Raw genomic sequence first — 15,986 nt, 5'->3', positions numbered from 1 at the left:
GGACTGATGTACCCAATAAAGAGATGTTGGCGTGTCCAGCACGCAATTTGTTAATGATGTAGCCGTGATAAAGAGGTCGTAATGCCAGGCAGCACCTTGTTTAAAGCGTTTGTTTTGTTTGTCGCCCTCTGGGCACCTGTCACTCAGGCAGACTCCGGTTGGCAACCCGTTCAGGAAACTATTCGTAAAAGCGAAAAAGATACCCGTCAATATCAGGCTATTCGTCTTGATAACGGCATGACCGTACTGCTGGTTTCCGATCCGCAGGCGGTGAAGTCCCTCTCGGCATTAGTGGTGCCGGTTGGATCGCTGGAAGATCCTGACGCGCATCCTGGGCTTGCACACTATCTGGAACATATGACGCTGATGGGGTCAAAAAAATACCCGCAGCCGGATAGCCTGTCCGAATTTCTGAAAATGCATGGCGGCAGCCACAATGCCAGTACGGCACCGTACCGCACGGCCTTTTATCTCGAAGTCGAAAATGATGCGCTGGAAGGCGCGGTCGATCGCCTTGCTGATTCCATCGCCGCCCCCCTGTTGGATAAAAAATATGCCGACCGTGAACGCAATGCCGTCAATGCCGAGCTGACCCTTGCCCGCACGCGAGACGGTATGCGCATGGCCCAGGTCAGCGCTGAAACCATCAACCCTGCGCACCCGGGTTCGCGTTTCTCCGGCGGTAACCTGGAGACGTTAAGCGACAAACCGAACAGCCCGGTGCTTGATGCCCTGCACGCGTTTCGCGATAAATACTACTCCGCTAACCTGATGAAAGCGGTCATCTACAGCAATAAACCGTTGCCAGAACTGGCCGGCATGGCGGCTAAAACGTTTGGCCGGGTGCCGAATAAAAATATCGATCTGCCGCAGATAGACGTACCGGTGGTCACGGACGCGCAAAAAGGGATCGTTATCCACTACGTGCCGGCGCTGCCGCGCAAAGTGCTGCGCGTGGAGTTCCGCATTGATAACAACACCGCACAGTTTCGCAGTAAAACCGATGAGCTGGTGACCTACCTGATAGGTAACCGCAGCCCGGGTACGCTTTCTGACTGGCTGCAAAAACAGGGGCTGGTGGAAGGTATTCGCGCCGATTCCGATCCAGTTGTAAACGGCAATAGCGGCGTGCTGGCGATCTCCGCCACCCTGACCGACAAAGGCCTGGCAAACCGTGATGAAGTGGTGGCGGCGATCTTCAGCTACCTCTCTTTACTGCGTGAGAAAGGCGTCGATAAGCGCTACTTTGATGAGCTCGCGCACGTGCTGGATCTCGATTTCCGTTACCCGTCCATTACCCGCGACATGGATTACGTTGAGTGGCTGGCGGATACCATGATCCGCGTGCCGGTGGAACACACCCTCGATGCGGTCAATATTGCCGACCGCTATGATGCCGATGCGGTAAAAGCCCGCCTTGCGATGATGACGCCGGAGAATGCCCGCATCTGGTACATCAGCCCGAACGAACCGCATAACAAGACGGCGTATTTTGTCGATGCCCCCTATCAGGTGGATAAAATCAGCGCGCAGACCTTCGCCGACTGGCAGAAGCAGGCCGGGGAGATTGCGTTAAAGCTGCCGGAGCTGAACCCCTATATTCCGGATGACTTCTCGCTGATCAAAACGACTCAAGATTATCCGCACCCGGCGCTCATCGTTGATGAGCCGACGCTGCGCGTGGTGTATACCCCTAGCCGCTATTTCGCAAGCGAGCCAAAGGCCGATGTCAGCGTGGTGCTGCGTAACCCGAAAGCGATGAACAGCGCTAAAAATCAGGTGATGTTCGCGCTCAATGACTATCTCGCAGGGATTGCGCTCGATCAGCTCAGCAACCAGGCGGCCGTGGGCGGCATCAGCTTCTCCACCAACGCCAACAACGGTTTGATGCTCAATGCAAACGGCTATACCCAGCGTTTGCCTCAGCTGTTCCAGGCCCTGCTGGAAGGGTATTTCAGCTACACGCCGACGGAAGAGCAGCTTGAGCAGGCCAAATCATGGTATGCGCAGATGATGGACTCTGCGGAGAAGGGCAAAGCTTACGATCTGGCGCTTATGCCGGCGCAAATGCTGTCGCAAGTTCCTTATTTCCAGCGAGAGGATCGCCGTGCGCTGTTGCCTTCGATCACCTTAAAAGACGTGCTGGCGTACCGCGATGCGCTGAAAACCAACACGCGTCCGGAGTTCCTGATCGTCGGCAACATGAGTGTGGATCAGGCCAAAACCCTGGCGGAGAATGTGCGCGCTCAGCTCGGTTCGAAAGGCGACGAGTGGTGCCGCAACCAGGACGTGCTGGTTGAGAAAAAACAGAACGTGACTTTTGAAAAGGCGGGTAACAGCACGGATTCCGCGCTGGCCGCGGTATTTGTGCCAACGGGCTATGATGAATTCGCCAGCTCGGCACAGAGTGCCGTTCTGGGGCAAATTATTCAGCCGTGGTTCTATAACCAGTTGCGCACTGAGGAGCAGCTTGGCTACGCGGTGTTTGCCTTCTCCATGAACGTAGGCCGACAGTGGGGGCTGGGTTTCCTGCTGCAAAGCAGCGATAAACAGCCGGCGTATCTCTGGAAGCGTTACCAGGCCTTCTTCCCGCAGGTGGAAGCAAAACTGCGCGCCATGAAGCCGGAAGAGTTTGCGCAGATCCAGCAGGCCGTCATCGCCCAGGTGATGCAGCCGCCGCAGACGCTGGGTGAAGAAGCGTCACAGCTGAGCAAAGATTTCGATCGCGGTAATCTGAAATTTGATTCGCGTGATAAAGTAGTGGCCGAGATAAAACAGCTGACGCCGCAGAAGGTTGCCGACTTCTTCCATCAGGCGGTCATTAAGCCGCAGGGAATCACCATCCTGTCTCAGGTTTCCGGTAGCCAGAACGGGAAAACGGAGTACGTAAACCCGAAAGGCTGGAAAGTCTGGAAGAGCGTCAGCGCGCTGCAGCAATCTATGCCCTGGAGTAAGAAAGAATGACCGATACCGCTGAGTCCCTTGATCCCTTACGTTTACCTCTGCAGGGTGAACGATTGATTGAAGCCTCAGCGGGAACGGGAAAAACCTTCACCATTGCCGCCCTTTACCTGCGTCTGCTGCTGGGGCTTGGCGGCAACGCCGCTTTTCCACGCCCTTTGAGCGTGGAAGAGCTGCTGGTGGTCACCTTCACCGAGGCTGCCACCGCTGAGCTGCGGGGCCGTATTCGCAGCAATATCCACGAGCTGCGCATCGCCTGTCTGCGTCAGAGCACGGATAACCCTCTCTACGCGAGCCTTCTGGAAGAGATTGCCGATAAGCAACAGGCAGCCCAGTGGCTGCTCCTCGCTGAACGGCAGATGGATGAAGCGTCCGTCTTCACCATTCACGGTTTTTGCCAGCGTATGCTGAGCCTGAATGCGTTCGAGTCCGGAATGCTGTTTGAACAGCAGCTCATTGAAGATGAATCCGTGCTTCGCTATCAGGCCTGCGCGGATTTCTGGCGTCGCCACTGCTACCCGTTACAGCGCGATATCGCCGAAGCGGTACATGCGCTGTGGAAGGGCCCGGAGGCGCTGCTGCGCGCTATCGATCGTTATCTGCAGGGTGAAGCACCGGTCATCAAATCCCCGCCGCCAGCGGATGAAACCCTGGCCTCACGCCATGAAAAAATCATCGCGAGAATTGCCGATATCAAGCAAAAATGGATTGAGTCCGTTGGCGAGATTGACGCCATCATCGAAAACTCCGGGATTGACCGTCGCAAGTTTAACCGTGGCAATCAGGGGAAATGGATCGACAAGATCAGCGCCTGGGCGCAGGAAGAAACGCGAGGCTACCAGCTCCCGGACGCGCTGGAGAAATTCTCCCGGCGTTTCCTTGTTGAGCGGACCAAAGCCGACGGCATTGTGCCTGAGCATCCTCTGTTTGTGGCGATTGAAACCCTGCTGGCTGAGCCCTTAACGCTCAACGATCTGATGATTACCCGCGCCATGACGGAAATTCGCGACGCCGTCGCGCGTGAGAAACGCCGCCGGGGTGAACTGGGGTTTGACGATATGCTGAGCCGCCTCGATGCGGCGCTGTGCAGTGAAAATGGCGAAGCGCTTGCCGCCGCGATTCGCACCCGCTTCCCGGTGGCGATGATCGACGAATTTCAGGATACCGACCCTCAGCAGTACCGCATTTTCCGCCGTATCTGGCGCCAGCAGCCCGGTACCGCGCTGTTGTTAATCGGCGATCCGAAACAGGCCATCTACGCCTTCCGCGGTGCGGATATTTTCACTTACATGAAAGCCCGCAGCGAGGTTGACGCGCACTACACGCTCGATATCAACTGGCGCTCCTCTCCCGGCATGGTGGAAAGCGTCAACGCGCTCTTCAGCCGCATGGATACGGCGTTTATGTTCCGTGAGATCCCGTTTCAGCCGGTAAAGTTCGCCGAGAAAAATGCCTCGTTGCGCTTCGAGTTCAACGGCGAGACGCAGCCTGCCATGAACTTCTGGCTGCTGGACGGGGAAGGCTGCGGCGTTGCCGACTATCAAAATGCCATGGCCCAGCACTGTGCCGCACAAATCCGCGACTGGCTCAGCGCGGGCGCGCACGGTAAAGCGCTGCTGTGGAAGGGGGATAAACCTGCCCCGGTAAAGGCATCTGATATCACGGTGCTGGTGCGCAGCCGTCAGGAGGCCGCGCTCATCCGCGACGCCCTGACGTTACTAAATATTCCCTCCGTCTACCTCTCAAACCGCGACAGCGTCTTTGAAACGCTGGAAGCGCAGGAGATGCTATGGCTGCTGCAGGCCGTGCTGGCTCCGGAGCGGGAAAGCACGCTGCGTAGCGCACTGGCGAGCGCGATGCTCGGGCTGAACGCGCGGGATATCGATGCGCTCAACAATGACGAAGCCGCGTGGGATGCCGTGGTAGAAGAGTTTGTTCGCTACCGCGAAAAATGGCAGAAGCGTGGAGTCATGGCGATGGTGCGCGAGCTCATGGCGCAGCGCCGCATTGCGGAGAATATGCTGGCGACAGCAGGCGGCGAGCGCCGTTTGACCGATATTTTACATATCAGCGAACTGCTGCAGGAAGCCGGTACGCAGCTGGAGAGCGAACACGCCCTGGTGCGCTGGCTGGCGCAGCAGATTGCCGACCCAAACAGTAATTCGTCCAGCCAGCAGATGCGCCTTGAGAGTGATAAACATCTGGTGCAGATCGTCACCATTCACAAGTCGAAAGGCCTGGAATATCCGCTGGTCTGGCTGCCGTTTATCGCCAATTATCGCGTGCAGGATCAGGCCTTTTACCACGATCGCGAGTCTTTTGAGGCGGTGCTCGATCTCAGCAACGCGGAGTCCAGCGTTGAGCTGGCCGAAGCCGAGCGTCTGGCGGAAGACCTGCGCCTGCTTTACGTGGCGCTGACCCGTTCGGTCTGGCACTGCAGCCTGGGCGTTGCGCCGCTGTTCCGTCGCCGTGGCGAAAAGACCGGGGAGAGCGATTTTCATCTGAGCGCGCTGGGGCGGCTTATTCAGCACGGCGAACCCAAAGACGCGGCGGGCCTGCGCCAGTGCATCGCATCGCTTTGCACGGAGCATATTGCCCTGCATATTCCGTCGCAGCCCGACAACAGCCGCTGGCAGATGCCGGAGCTGCGTGAGTCAGAGCTCCATGCCCGCAAGGTTGTGCGTACCATTGCCGACGACTGGCGCGTCACCAGCTACTCCGGTCTACAACAGCACGGGCAGAGTATTGCGCAGGATCTGATGCCAAAACTGGACGTGGACGCCGCAGGAGCCGGTAGCGTACCCGCTGAGCCGGTGCTTACGCCGCACCAGTTCCCGCGTGGCGCCTCGCCGGGCACGTTTTTGCACAGCCTGTTTGAAGAGCTGGATTTTACCCAGCCGGTATCCGAAGAGTGGGTGCTGAAGATGTTACAGAGCGGTGGTTACGACGCACAGTGGCAGCCGGTTCTTACCGACTGGATCCGCGCGGTACTGAACGCGCCGCTCACGACGCAGGGGATCTCCCTGAACCAGTTGACCGCCAAAGATAAGCAGGTGGAGATGGAGTTTTATCTCCCCATCGCCAGCCCGCTCAGGGCCGAGGCGCTTGATGCGCTGATCCGCGAGTACGATCCGTTATCTGCCGGGTGCCCGCCGCTGAATTTCCGCCAGGTACAGGGGATGCTCAAAGGCTTTATCGACCTGGTTTTCCGCCACGAAGGGCGCTATTACCTGCTGGATTACAAATCAAACTGGCTGGGTGAAAGCAGCGAGGCCTACACCCAGGACGCGATGGCCTCTGCCATGCAAATGCATCGCTACGATCTGCAGTACCAGCTTTACACCCTGGCGCTGCACCGTTACCTGCGCCATCGCATGGCCGATTACCGCTACGAAACGCATTTTGGCGGCGTCATTTACCTGTTCCTGCGCGGAGTGGATGCAAACGACCCGCGTTCCGGCGTCTTTAGCACGCGTCCGTCTGCGGAACTGATTGAAAAAATGGATAACCTGTTTGCTGCAAGCACGGAGGAGGTGGCATGACGATGCAGGCGCTACTGCTGGACGCGGTTGAACAACGATTACTGCGCCACCTGGATGTGCAGTTCGCCATGATGGTGGCAGGCGAGGAGCCTGCCGTCATGCTTGCCGCCGCCATTCTGAGCAAAGACGCGGGAGAGGGGCACGTATGTCTGCCGCTGTCGCGTCTGGCGGTGGATGAGAAAATGCCACCGGCTTTACAGGCGTGTTTCGCGCTGCTGGGTGACGCAGTGGACTGGCAGGGGATATTACTCGGCTCGCCTGCCGTGAGCGGAGCCGATACCGGGACGCCGATGATCCTTGTCGGCGAGCGTTTGTATCTTAACCGGCTGTGGCGTAACGAACTGACGGTGGCGCGCTTCTTCAGCGAGACCAACGCCCCGCTTCCCTGCGATGAAGTAAAGCTCCGGCAAACGCTGGATGCGCTGTTTATCTCTGACGACGCGACGGACTGGCAGAAAGTGGCGGCAGCCGTGGCCTTAACGCGACGGATCTCGGTGATTTCTGGCGGCCCGGGCACAGGGAAAACGACCACCGTGGCAAAGCTGCTTGCCGCGCTGATTCAGCTATCGGGTGAGCAAAAGTGCCGTATTCGCCTGGCGGCCCCCACCGGTAAAGCGGCGGCACGTCTGACGGAATCGTTAGGCGGCGCGCTGCAAAAACTGGCGCTGACCGGGGAGCAGCTTGCGCTTTTCCCCAATGAAGCCAGCACCCTGCACCGTTTGCTAGGCGCACAGCCGGGTAGCCAGCGTCTGCGCTATCATGCCGGTAACCCACTGCACCTTGACGTGCTGGTCGTGGATGAAGCGTCGATGATTGACCTGACGATGATGTCGCGTTTGATCGATGCGCTACCGCCTCACGCGCGCGTCATTTTCCTCGGCGATCGCGACCAGCTTGCCTCCGTTGAGGCCGGGGCCGTATTGGGGGATATCTGCACCTATGCCAGCCTGGGATATACCGCGGAACGCGCGCAGGAGTTAGCCCGTCTCACCGGATGTTCGCTCACGTCTGAAAACCATTCGCTTGCAGGGGCGCTGCGCGACAGCCTGTGTCTGCTGCAAAAAAGCTACCGTTTCGGCAGCGACTCCGGCATCGGCCAGCTTGCGGCGGCAGTGAACCGGGGCGACCGCCGCACCACCACAGCGGTATTTGACGGTACCTTTACGGATATTGAGAAAAGATCGCTGCAAAGCGGGGAAGAGTATCAGGCGATGCTGGACGACGCCCTGCAGGGGTACCAGCACTTTCTGACGGGCGTACAACAGCAACGTACGCCGGAGCAGGTCATTGCCGCGTTTGGCGAATACCAGCTGCTCTGTGCGCTGAGGGAAGGCCCCTTTGGCGTCCGGGGTTTGAACGACAGGCTGGAACAGCTGCTGGTGCAAAAACGCAAAATTAACCGTAACCCGCACTCGCGATGGTATGAAGGTCGGCCGGTGATGATCTCCCGCAACGACAGCGCGCTGGGGTTGTTTAACGGGGATATCGGGATTGCGCTCGACTGCGGTCAGGGCCTGCGCGTCTGGTTCCAGATGCCGGACGGGAGCGTGAAGTCCTTCCAGCCCAGTCGTTTGCCCGAGCATGAAACTGCCTGGGCAATGACGGTGCATAAATCCCAGGGCTCCGAGTTTAACCATGCGGCGCTGATCCTGCCCACGCAGCTTTCACCCGTCGTTACCCGCGAGCTAATCTATACCGCCATTACGCGCGCGCGTCAGCGCCTGTCGCTGTATGCCGATGAACGGGTGCTGGTGCAGGCGATCGCCACCCGAACGGAACGCCGCAGCGGGCTGGGCGCGATATTTGAGACCCTCTGAACGAAAGCCCTCGCCGGACGGTGAGGGCGTCGTATCATCCCAGGTCAGCCATCAGCACCTTTGAACGACGCTGATAGTTGTACATCTCTTTCTTCGTTTCCGGCAGAGAATCGATATCCACCGGCGTGAATCCGCGCTCCTGGAACCAGTGAATGCTGCGCGTCGTCAGAACGAACAGCTTGCTCAGCCCCATCTGGCGAGCCTGTGCCGCTACGCGTTCAAGCAGCATTTCGCCGCGTGAAGAGCTACGGTAATCAGGATGCACCGCCACGCAGGCCATTTCACCGATCTTCTCTTCCGGGAACGGATAGAGCGCGGCGCAGGCAATGGTCAGGTTATCGCGCTGAATAATGGTGAATTTGTCGATCTCCATCTCCAGCTGTTCGCGTGAGCGACGCACCAGAATGCCCTGCTGTTCCAGCGGGCGGATCAGCTCCAGAATGCCGCCGATGTCATTGATGGTGGCGCGGCGGATCTGCTCCGCACTCTCCATTACAATCTGCGTACCAATACCGTCGCGGGAGAACAGCTCCTGCAGCAGGGCCCCGTCTTCCTGATAGCTGATCAGATGGCTGCGGCGCACGCCGCTGCGGCAGGCCTTCACGGCGCCACGCAGGAAGCGGACGGTGCCGGAGTGGTAATCACTTTCGGCTTCCAGCGCTTCCACGCGGGCCTGGGCTTCATTCGGGAAGAGTTCCGGCACGATCGTTCCTTCGTCGTCCACGACGCCCTGGGAGGAGCAGAACCCAATCATTTTTTCCGCCTTCAGCTTGATCGCCAGCTGTGTGGCGATCTCTTCGGACGTCAGGTTAAAGCTTTCGCCGGTCACGGAAACGGCGACCGGGCCCATCAGCACGATGGCACCGCTGTCCAGCTGGCGGTGAATAGCTTCCTCATCAATACGACGGATACGGCCGCTGTGGCAGTAATCCACGCCATCGTCCACGCCGAGCGGCTGGGCAATGATAAAGTTGCCGCTCACGACGTTGATATGCGCGCCCTGCAGCGGCGTATTGTTCAGGCTCATGGAGAGACGCGCGGTAATATCCAGCTGTAGCAGACCCGCCGCCTGTTTCACCAGCTCCAGGGTTTTGGCATCGGTGACGCGGGTATGTTTATGGTAAATCGGCTCGTGGTGGTGAGCGGCCAGGTTGGCGTCGATCTGCGGACGCGCGCCATAAACCACCACCAGGCGGATCCCGAGGCTGTGCAGCAGGCCAATGTCATTGACGATGCTGGAAAAATTTTCATGCTCAATGGCTTCGCCACCCAGCATGATGACAAACGTTTTTCCCCGATGGGCGTTGATATAGGGAACAGAATGGCGGAATCCCTGGACCAGTTCGGTTCTACGTTCCTTCACCATGGCACAACCCTTAATGAATGTTTATTCGTAATTTCTGTATTTTTATTCGATTGTGACCGCGTGTGCAAGTGCAAATTTTCCGCGACCCACAGAAATTGGTAAGTAATCCGTGCGTTAGCGTATGATTGTTTACCCTTTTATAGATGACAGTTTATGCGTCATTCGTTAAAGTTTTCGGTCAATTTGGACATTTTGTATATCAGTCAGTGTTCTTGCTCGGGAGAAGCATGTCGGGATCCAATTCAGCAATAAGCCGCCGCCGTTTGTTAAAAGGGGCCGGGGCAATGTGGTTGCTTAGCGTCAGTCAGGTCGGTCTTGCCGCCACGAGTCAGGTGGTGGCGGTGCGCGTCTGGCCGTCGTCGACCTATACGCGCGTGACGGTCGAATCCAATCGCGTGCTGAAATATAAGCAATTTGCCCTCAGCAACCCGGAACGCGTGGTGGTGGATCTCGAAGGCGTTAACCTCAACTCCGTGCTGAAGGGGATGGCGGCGCAGATCCGCGGCGACGATCCTTTTATTAAATCAGCGCGCGTTGGGCAGTTCGATCCGCAAACCGTGCGCATGGTGTTTGAGCTTAAACAGAACGTTAAGCCGCAGCTGTTCGCCCTGGCGCCCGTCGCGACCTTTAAAGAGCGCCTGGTGATGGATCTCTACCCGGCCAACGCAACGGATATCCAGGATCCGCTTCTCGCTCTGCTGGAGGACTACAACAAGGGCGATCTTCAGCGTCAGGTGCCGCCTGCGCAAAGCGGTCCGCAGCCCGGGAAAGCAGGGCGGGATCGTCCGATTGTGATCATGCTCGATCCCGGCCACGGCGGCGAAGACTCCGGCGCGGTGGGGAAATACCGCACGCGTGAAAAAGACGTGGTGCTGCAAATTGCACGCCGCCTGAAGGCGTTGATTGATAAAGAAGGCAATATGCGCGCCTATATGACGCGCAATGAAGATATCTTTATTCCGCTGAAGGTCCGGGTGGCGAAAGCGCAGAAGCAGCGCGCCGATTTGTTCGTGTCGATCCATGCGGATGCCTTTACCAGCCGCCAGCCAAGCGGCTCGTCGGTGTTTGCGCTCTCAACTAAAGGCGCGACCAGTACCGCAGCAAGATTCCTGGCGGACTCTCAGAACGCCTCTGACCTGATTGGTGGCGTGAGCAAAAGCGGCGACCGCTACGTCGACCACACTATGTTCGATATGGTGCAGTCGCTGACCATTAACGACAGCCTGAAGTTTGGTAAAGCGGTGCTGGGCAAGCTGGGCAACATTAATAAGCTGCATAAAAATAGCGTTGAACAGGCCGGGTTTGCAGTACTCAAGGCACCGGATATCCCGTCCATCCTGGTCGAAACCGCGTTTATCAGTAACGTCGAAGAGGAGCGTAAGCTCAAGACGGCAAAATTCCAGCAGGAGGTTGCGGAGTCGATTCTGGCGGGGATACGGGCGTATTTCTCTGACGGGGCGACGCTGGCGCGACGCGGGTAAATCTTTCAGCCGGGTACACGCCCGGCAAATTCACAAAAGACAGATACAAAAAAACACCCTTAAGGGTGTTTATTGTTTTAGAAGTGTTGGTTGCGGGGGCCGGATTTGAACCGACGACCTTCGGGTTATGAGCCCGACGAGCTACCAGGCTGCTCCACCCCGCGTCCGTCTTTCTACTCGTGTAGAAACTTACTTCTTCAAATTTGATTGGTTGCGGGGGCCGGATTTGAACCGACGACCTTCGGGTTATGAGCCCGACGAGCTACCAGGCTGCTCCACCCCGCGTCCGTCTTTCTACAGTCGTAGAAGGTACTTCATCAAATTTTAATTGGTTGCGGGGGCCGGATTTGAACCGACGACCTTCGGGTTATGAGCCCGACGAGCTACCAGGCTGCTCCACCCCGCGTCCGTGGATGCGCACTATACTCGGATAGGTTTGTGATGCAACCCCTTTTTCACATTTATCATGATTTTGTATGCAAATTGAACGACATGGGGCTGTTTGGACTATTTTTTGCGCAAAATTTGCCAAAGGGCATGCGATCGCATTTCATTAGCCCTGTCGGTTTGTTATCTTCATCACGCGGAAATGGGCAACTTAAAGACGAGATATAATGAAAGGACGTTGGGCGAAGTATCTGATGGCGGGCGCAATGGTAGCGATTCTTGCGGCCTGTTCTTCCAAACCGACCGATCGCGGTCAACAGTATAAAGACGGGAAGTTATCCCAGCCTTTCTCTTTAGTTAATCAGCCTGATGCCGTCGGCGCACCGATTAATGCCGGTGATTTCTCCGAGCAGGTCTACCAGATCCGCAACGCGTCGCCGCGTCTGTATAGCTCACAGAACAGTGTTTATAGCGCGGTCCAGGATTGGCTGAAAGCAGGCGGCGATACGCGCAACATGCGCCAGTTTGGTATCGACGCCTGGCAGATGGAAGGGGCCGATAACTACGGCAACGTCCAGTTTACCGGCTACTACACCCCGGTTATTCAGGCACGGCACTCGCGTCAGGGCGAGTTCCAGTATCCTATCTACCGCATGCCGCCAAAACGCGGTCGTCTGCCGTCGCGCGCTGAGATCTACGCCGGTGCGCTGAGCGAAAACTACGTTCTGGCCTACAGCAACTCCCTGATGGATAACTTCATCATGGACGTTCAGGGCAGCGGCTACATTGATTTTGGCGACGGTTCACCGCTTAACTTCTTCAGCTATTCCGGTAAAAACGGCCACGCCTACCGCAGTATTGGCAAGGTACTGATCGATCGCGGCGAAGTGAAGAAAGAAGACATGTCGATGCAGGCGATCCGCGAGTGGGGCGAGAAACACAGCGAAGCCGAGGTGCGCGAGCTGCTGGAGCAGAACCCGTCTTTCGTCTTCTTCAAACCGCAAAACTTCGCGCCGGTCAAAGGGGCCAGCGCGGTTCCGCTGATTGGCCGCGCGTCGGTAGCATCGGATCGTTCGATTATTCCTGCAGGCACCACGCTGCTGGCTGAGGTCCCTCTGCTGGACAATAACGGCAAGTTCAACGGTCAGTATGAGCTGCGTCTGATGGTGGCGCTGGATGTCGGCGGGGCGATCAAAGGCCAGCACTTCGACATCTATCAGGGCATTGGCCCTGACGCAGGCCATCGCGCGGGCTGGTATAACCACTACGGACGCGTGTGGGTACTGAAGGCGGCGCCGGGTGCCGGAAACGTATTCAGCGGCTGATTGTGGTATTCTGAGCGCAATACGGATTACTGTTCAGGGTGAGGAAAACCTCACCCTTTTTACATCTGAGGTTTTATGTCTGTGGTAATCAGCGACGCCTGGCGCCAGCGTTTTGGCGGGACGGCACGTTTATATGGTGAAAAAGCCCTGCAGCTGTTTGCGGATGCGCACGTCTGCGTCGTGGGCATTGGTGGTGTGGGGTCGTGGGCGGCAGAAGCGTTGGCGAGAACCGGTATTGGCGCAATCACGCTGATTGACATGGATGACGTTTGCGTCACCAACACTAACCGTCAAATCCACGCCCTGCGCGATAACGTCGGCCTGGCAAAATCCGAGGTGATGGCGGAGCGTATCCGTTTGATCAACCCGGAGTGCCGCGTGACGGTGATCGACGACTTTGTGACGGCCGATAACGTCGCTGAATACATGAGCAAAGGCTACAGCTATGTGATTGACGCCATCGACAGCGTGCGGCCAAAAGCGGCGTTGATCGCATACTGCCGTCGCTACAAGGTGCCGCTGGTCACCACCGGCGGTGCGGGCGGGCAAATCGATCCGACGCAGATCCAGGTAGCCGACCTGGCGAAAACGATCCAGGATCCGCTGGCGGCCAAGCTGCGTGAGCGCCTGAAGAGCGATTTTAACGTGGTGAAGAACAGCAAAGGCAAGCTGGGCGTCGACTGCGTATTCTCGACCGAAGCGCTGGTCTACCCGCAGGCGGATGGCTCAGTCTGCGCGATGAAAAGCACGGCGGAAGGGCCAAAACGAATGGACTGCGCCTCAGGTTTTGGTGCGGCCACCATGGTGACCGCCTCCTTTGGCTTTGTGGCGGTGTCTCACGCCCTGAAGAAGATGATGGCGAAAGCGGAACGTCAGGCCTGAGCCTGACGTGCGGCATCCAGTACCGCGTCGCTGAGCGCGATCAGCCCCTGACCGCGCGAGGCGCTGAGCTGCGCGCGCAGCCCAAGCTCATCAAATAACGCCAGCGGCGAATGCGCCAGCAGTTCCGCCGCGCTTTTCCCTTCCACAGCGGTCAGCAATACGGCCAGCAGGCCCCGGACGATGCGGCCTTCGCTGTCGCCGAAGAAGTGCAGCTTCTCGCCGGAGACGCTCACCCCCAGCCAGACGCGGTTTTCACAGCCTGCGATCTCTTTCGCCTGCGCTTTAAGATCGTCTGAAAGGGCAGGGAGCTGTTTACCCAGCAGGATCAGCTGTCGATATTTATCTTCCCACTGCTGGAGCGGGGCGAAGGTCTGTCTTAAGGTCTCTTCTGTGATGACCGTGCCAAACGGATGTCCGGCTAAAGCAGCGCTAGTCATTAATCCACCAGTATTTCAAGGGCGCGGTCAACGGCGGCAACCAGCGCGTCGACATCGCTTTGGGTATTATACGGCGCAAACGAGGCGCGCAGCGTACCGTTAACGCCAAGCGCCGCCAGCAGCGGCTGGGCGCAGTGCTGTCCGGCACGCAGGGCAATGCCGTACCCGGCCAGCAGTGTCACCATGTCGCTATGGTGAACGCCCGCAAAATCAAAGGCGAGCAGGCTTGAGTCCTGAACGCGGAACGAGCGGAAGCCCGGGCGCTTTTTGAGCTCTTCCTCTGCCAGCGTCGCCAGCCCCCGGCTCCAGCTTTCAGCCTGAACGATGTCTGTTTCTGCCAGCCACTCCAGCGCCGCGCTTAAGCCAATCACCCCCGCCACGTTCGGCGTACCGGCCTCCAGGCGATAGGGAACATCCTGAGTTTTGAAGCCATCGAACGACACTTCGGTGATCATTTTGCCGCCACCGAGCCACGGCGTCATTTTTGCCAGCAGTTCTGGCTTGCCGTACAACGCTCCTATACCGGTTGGCCCGTAGAGCTTATGTCCTGAGAAGGCATAGAAATCGATATCAAGCGCCTGCACATCGGCGGGGAAGTGCACCACGCCCTGAGCGCCATCGACCATCACCACCATCCCGCTGGCATGGGCGATACGAATGGCCTGAGCCAGGTCCGGGCAACCACCCGTGACGTTCGACATCTGTCCGAGCGCCAGAATGCGGCTGCGGGGGGTAATCAGCTCGGGGAGACGGGCCACGTCGGGCAGAAGGTCTGCACCTAGCGGGAGTTTCACCACGCGCGCACCCGTTTGCTCGGCCACCATCAGCCATGGCACCAGGTTGGCGTGATGTTCCGCCTCGCTGACGACGATCTCATCGCCCGGCTGAAGCAGCGGGCGCGCGTAGCACTGGGCCACCATATTGATGGCTTCGGTCGTGCCGCGCGTCCAGACGATGTTTTTCCCGCTTTCGCCATTGATCAGGCGCGCGACCTGATCGCGTGCGGCTTCGTAGCGCGCGGTTAATCGCTGCGCTTCGGCAAACTGGCTGCGATGCACGTTCCCGGCGCTCAGGCTGTAGAACTGCTGCGTGGCCTCAATCACCGCCTGTGGCTTAAGGGCGGTGGCGGCGCTATCCAGGTAAATACCGGCATCGGCCAGGGCCGGAAACTGTGCGCGGAACTGCGCAGGACTGAAAGCGTTCATGGGATTCCTCATTTCAATATAGCGATCGTCGCGCAATTTCAGCGGCAGGGCAAGGAGGTTGATATCTATCAGAATTGTCTGCTTATCCTTACGACCTCAAAAAAGCAGGTTATGCTAAATAGTGTTAGGCGGATGTTTTAGCCTGTTATAAATCGAGGTTTGAATAGCATTAATTGCTAAAGGAGAATAATCATGAATAAGACAGCTGCAATCATTTCTGCCTGTGCGTTTACTTTTGCCCTGAGCGCGTGTTCTGGTAACAACTACGTGATGCACACCAACGATGGTCGTTCTATCGTTTCGGAAGGGAAACCGACTACCGATAATGATACCGGGATGATTTCGTACAAAGATGCTAACGGGAACAAGCAGCAGATCAACCGCACGGACGTGAAAGAGATGAAAGAGATCGAGCATTAACAGATCGCAGGCGAAAAAAAAGCACCGCAAATTGGCGGTGCTACATTAATCACTATGGACAGACAGGGTAAATGTACAGGAAGTGAAAAATTGGTAGCGTTGCTACCGTGGTCTGAATCGCAGACCAATTGCAAACACAACAACACAACATCACAACCGTAAG

10 protein-coding genes and 3 tRNA genes are annotated in these 15,986 nt (G+C 57.6%); 7 read left to right on the top strand and 6 right to left on the bottom strand.

Annotated features, from left to right (window positions below):
* Window positions 1-81 precede the first annotated feature (81 nt).
* From ptrA to recD, 3 genes are read left to right on the top strand one after another with little or no spacing between them, the layout of a single operon-like run.
* Window positions 82-2,964, top strand: a complete 2,883-nt coding sequence (ptrA, locus tag F0320_RS17440) for a pitrilysin (protein ID WP_126329665.1) — start codon at window positions 82-84, stop codon at window positions 2,962-2,964.
* Window positions 2,961-6,503 carry an exodeoxyribonuclease V subunit beta gene (gene recB, locus F0320_RS17435; RefSeq protein ID WP_126329663.1) on the top strand — a complete coding sequence of 1,181 codons (3,543 nt, stop codon included), beginning with the start codon at window positions 2,961-2,963 and terminating at the stop codon, window positions 6,501-6,503. The genes ptrA and recB overlap by 4 nt, the downstream gene beginning before the upstream one ends.
* On the top strand, window positions 6,500-8,320 hold the full coding sequence (gene recD, locus F0320_RS17430) for an exodeoxyribonuclease V subunit alpha (RefSeq protein WP_126329661.1): 1,821 nt from the start codon (window positions 6,500-6,502) through the stop codon (window positions 8,318-8,320). The genes recB and recD overlap by 4 nt, the downstream gene beginning before the upstream one ends.
* Before the next feature lie 34 nt (window positions 8,321-8,354).
* Here the strand turns inward: recD and argA are convergent, their stop codons facing one another.
* On the bottom strand, window positions 8,355-9,686 hold the full coding sequence (gene argA / locus F0320_RS17425; protein WP_047650238.1) for an amino-acid N-acetyltransferase: 1,332 nt from the start codon (window positions 9,684-9,686) through the stop codon (window positions 8,355-8,357).
* A gap of 227 nt (window positions 9,687-9,913) precedes the next feature.
* On the opposite strand from argA, the gene amiC reads away from it, so the two are divergent.
* Window positions 9,914-11,167, top strand: coding sequence for an N-acetylmuramoyl-L-alanine amidase AmiC (gene amiC / locus F0320_RS17420; protein ID WP_029740496.1), 1,254 nt, complete (start codon window positions 9,914-9,916; stop codon window positions 11,165-11,167).
* Between the two features lie 87 nt (window positions 11,168-11,254).
* Here amiC and F0320_RS17415 read toward each other — a convergent pair.
* From F0320_RS17415 to F0320_RS17405, 3 genes are all read right to left on the bottom strand, one after another.
* A tRNA-Met gene (locus tag F0320_RS17415) sits at window positions 11,255-11,331 on the bottom strand.
* Window positions 11,332-11,375: 44 nt separating this feature from the next.
* Window positions 11,376-11,452: transfer RNA gene (locus F0320_RS17410), tRNA-Met, on the bottom strand.
* A 44-nt stretch (window positions 11,453-11,496) separates the two neighbouring features.
* Window positions 11,497-11,573: transfer RNA gene (locus tag F0320_RS17405), tRNA-Met, on the bottom strand.
* Between the two features lie 208 nt (window positions 11,574-11,781).
* Between F0320_RS17405 and mltA the strand changes: the two genes are divergently transcribed.
* Together mltA and tcdA are read left to right on the top strand one after the other, a co-directional pair.
* On the top strand, window positions 11,782-12,879 hold the full coding sequence (gene mltA / locus F0320_RS17400; protein WP_023333261.1) for a murein transglycosylase A: 1,098 nt from the start codon (window positions 11,782-11,784) through the stop codon (window positions 12,877-12,879).
* 75 nt (window positions 12,880-12,954) lie between these two features.
* The gene (gene tcdA, locus F0320_RS17395; protein WP_006811804.1) at window positions 12,955-13,761 is read left to right on the top strand and encodes a tRNA cyclic N6-threonylcarbamoyladenosine(37) synthase TcdA; all 807 of its coding nucleotides are present in this window, start codon (window positions 12,955-12,957) and stop codon (window positions 13,759-13,761) included.
* On the opposite strand, the gene csdE is transcribed toward tcdA, so the two are convergent.
* Both csdE and csdA read right to left on the bottom strand, forming a co-directional pair.
* Entirely contained in the window at window positions 13,752-14,198 is a 447-nt protein-coding gene (csdE, locus tag F0320_RS17390; RefSeq protein ID WP_047060010.1) for a cysteine desulfurase sulfur acceptor subunit CsdE, read from the bottom strand. The two genes, tcdA and csdE, sit on opposite strands and share 10 nt — an antisense overlap.
* Window positions 14,198-15,403, bottom strand: coding sequence for a cysteine desulfurase CsdA (csdA, locus tag F0320_RS17385; RefSeq protein ID WP_126329659.1), 1,206 nt, complete (start codon window positions 15,401-15,403; stop codon window positions 14,198-14,200). Before csdA ends, csdE begins: the two co-directional genes overlap by 1 nt.
* Window positions 15,404-15,595: 192 nt before the next feature.
* Between csdA and F0320_RS17380 the strand changes: the two genes are divergently transcribed.
* The gene (locus F0320_RS17380) at window positions 15,596-15,823 is read left to right on the top strand and encodes a YgdI/YgdR family lipoprotein (RefSeq protein WP_008499648.1); all 228 of its coding nucleotides are present in this window, start codon (window positions 15,596-15,598) and stop codon (window positions 15,821-15,823) included.
* Window positions 15,824-15,986: the final 163 nt, after the last annotated feature.

Origin of the sequence: Enterobacter dykesii (assembly GCF_008364625.2) — a bacterium.
Lineage (GTDB): Bacteria > Pseudomonadota > Gammaproteobacteria > Enterobacterales > Enterobacteriaceae > Enterobacter > Enterobacter dykesii.
Note: the sequence above shows the minus strand (reverse complement) of the source record. Positions and strands in the feature narration are given on the sequence as shown.

Coding starts and splice junctions, on each gene's coding strand:
- ptrA (WP_126329665.1), top strand. CDS start 82: ATGCCAGGCAGCACCTTGTTTAAAGCGTTTGTTTTGTTTGTCGCCCTC.
- recB (WP_126329663.1), top strand. CDS start 2,961: ATGACCGATACCGCTGAGTCCCTTGATCCCTTACGTTTACCTCTGCAG.
- recD (WP_126329661.1), top strand. CDS start 6,500: ATGACGATGCAGGCGCTACTGCTGGACGCGGTTGAACAACGATTACTG.
- argA (WP_047650238.1), bottom strand. CDS start 9,686: ATGGTGAAGGAACGTAGAACCGAACTGGTCCAGGGATTCCGCCATTCT.
- amiC (WP_029740496.1), top strand. CDS start 9,914: ATGTCGGGATCCAATTCAGCAATAAGCCGCCGCCGTTTGTTAAAAGGG.
- mltA (WP_023333261.1), top strand. CDS start 11,782: ATGAAAGGACGTTGGGCGAAGTATCTGATGGCGGGCGCAATGGTAGCG.
- tcdA (WP_006811804.1), top strand. CDS start 12,955: ATGTCTGTGGTAATCAGCGACGCCTGGCGCCAGCGTTTTGGCGGGACG.
- csdE (WP_047060010.1), bottom strand. CDS start 14,198: ATGACTAGCGCTGCTTTAGCCGGACATCCGTTTGGCACGGTCATCACA.
- csdA (WP_126329659.1), bottom strand. CDS start 15,403: ATGAACGCTTTCAGTCCTGCGCAGTTCCGCGCACAGTTTCCGGCCCTG.
- F0320_RS17380 (WP_008499648.1), top strand. CDS start 15,596: ATGAATAAGACAGCTGCAATCATTTCTGCCTGTGCGTTTACTTTTGCC.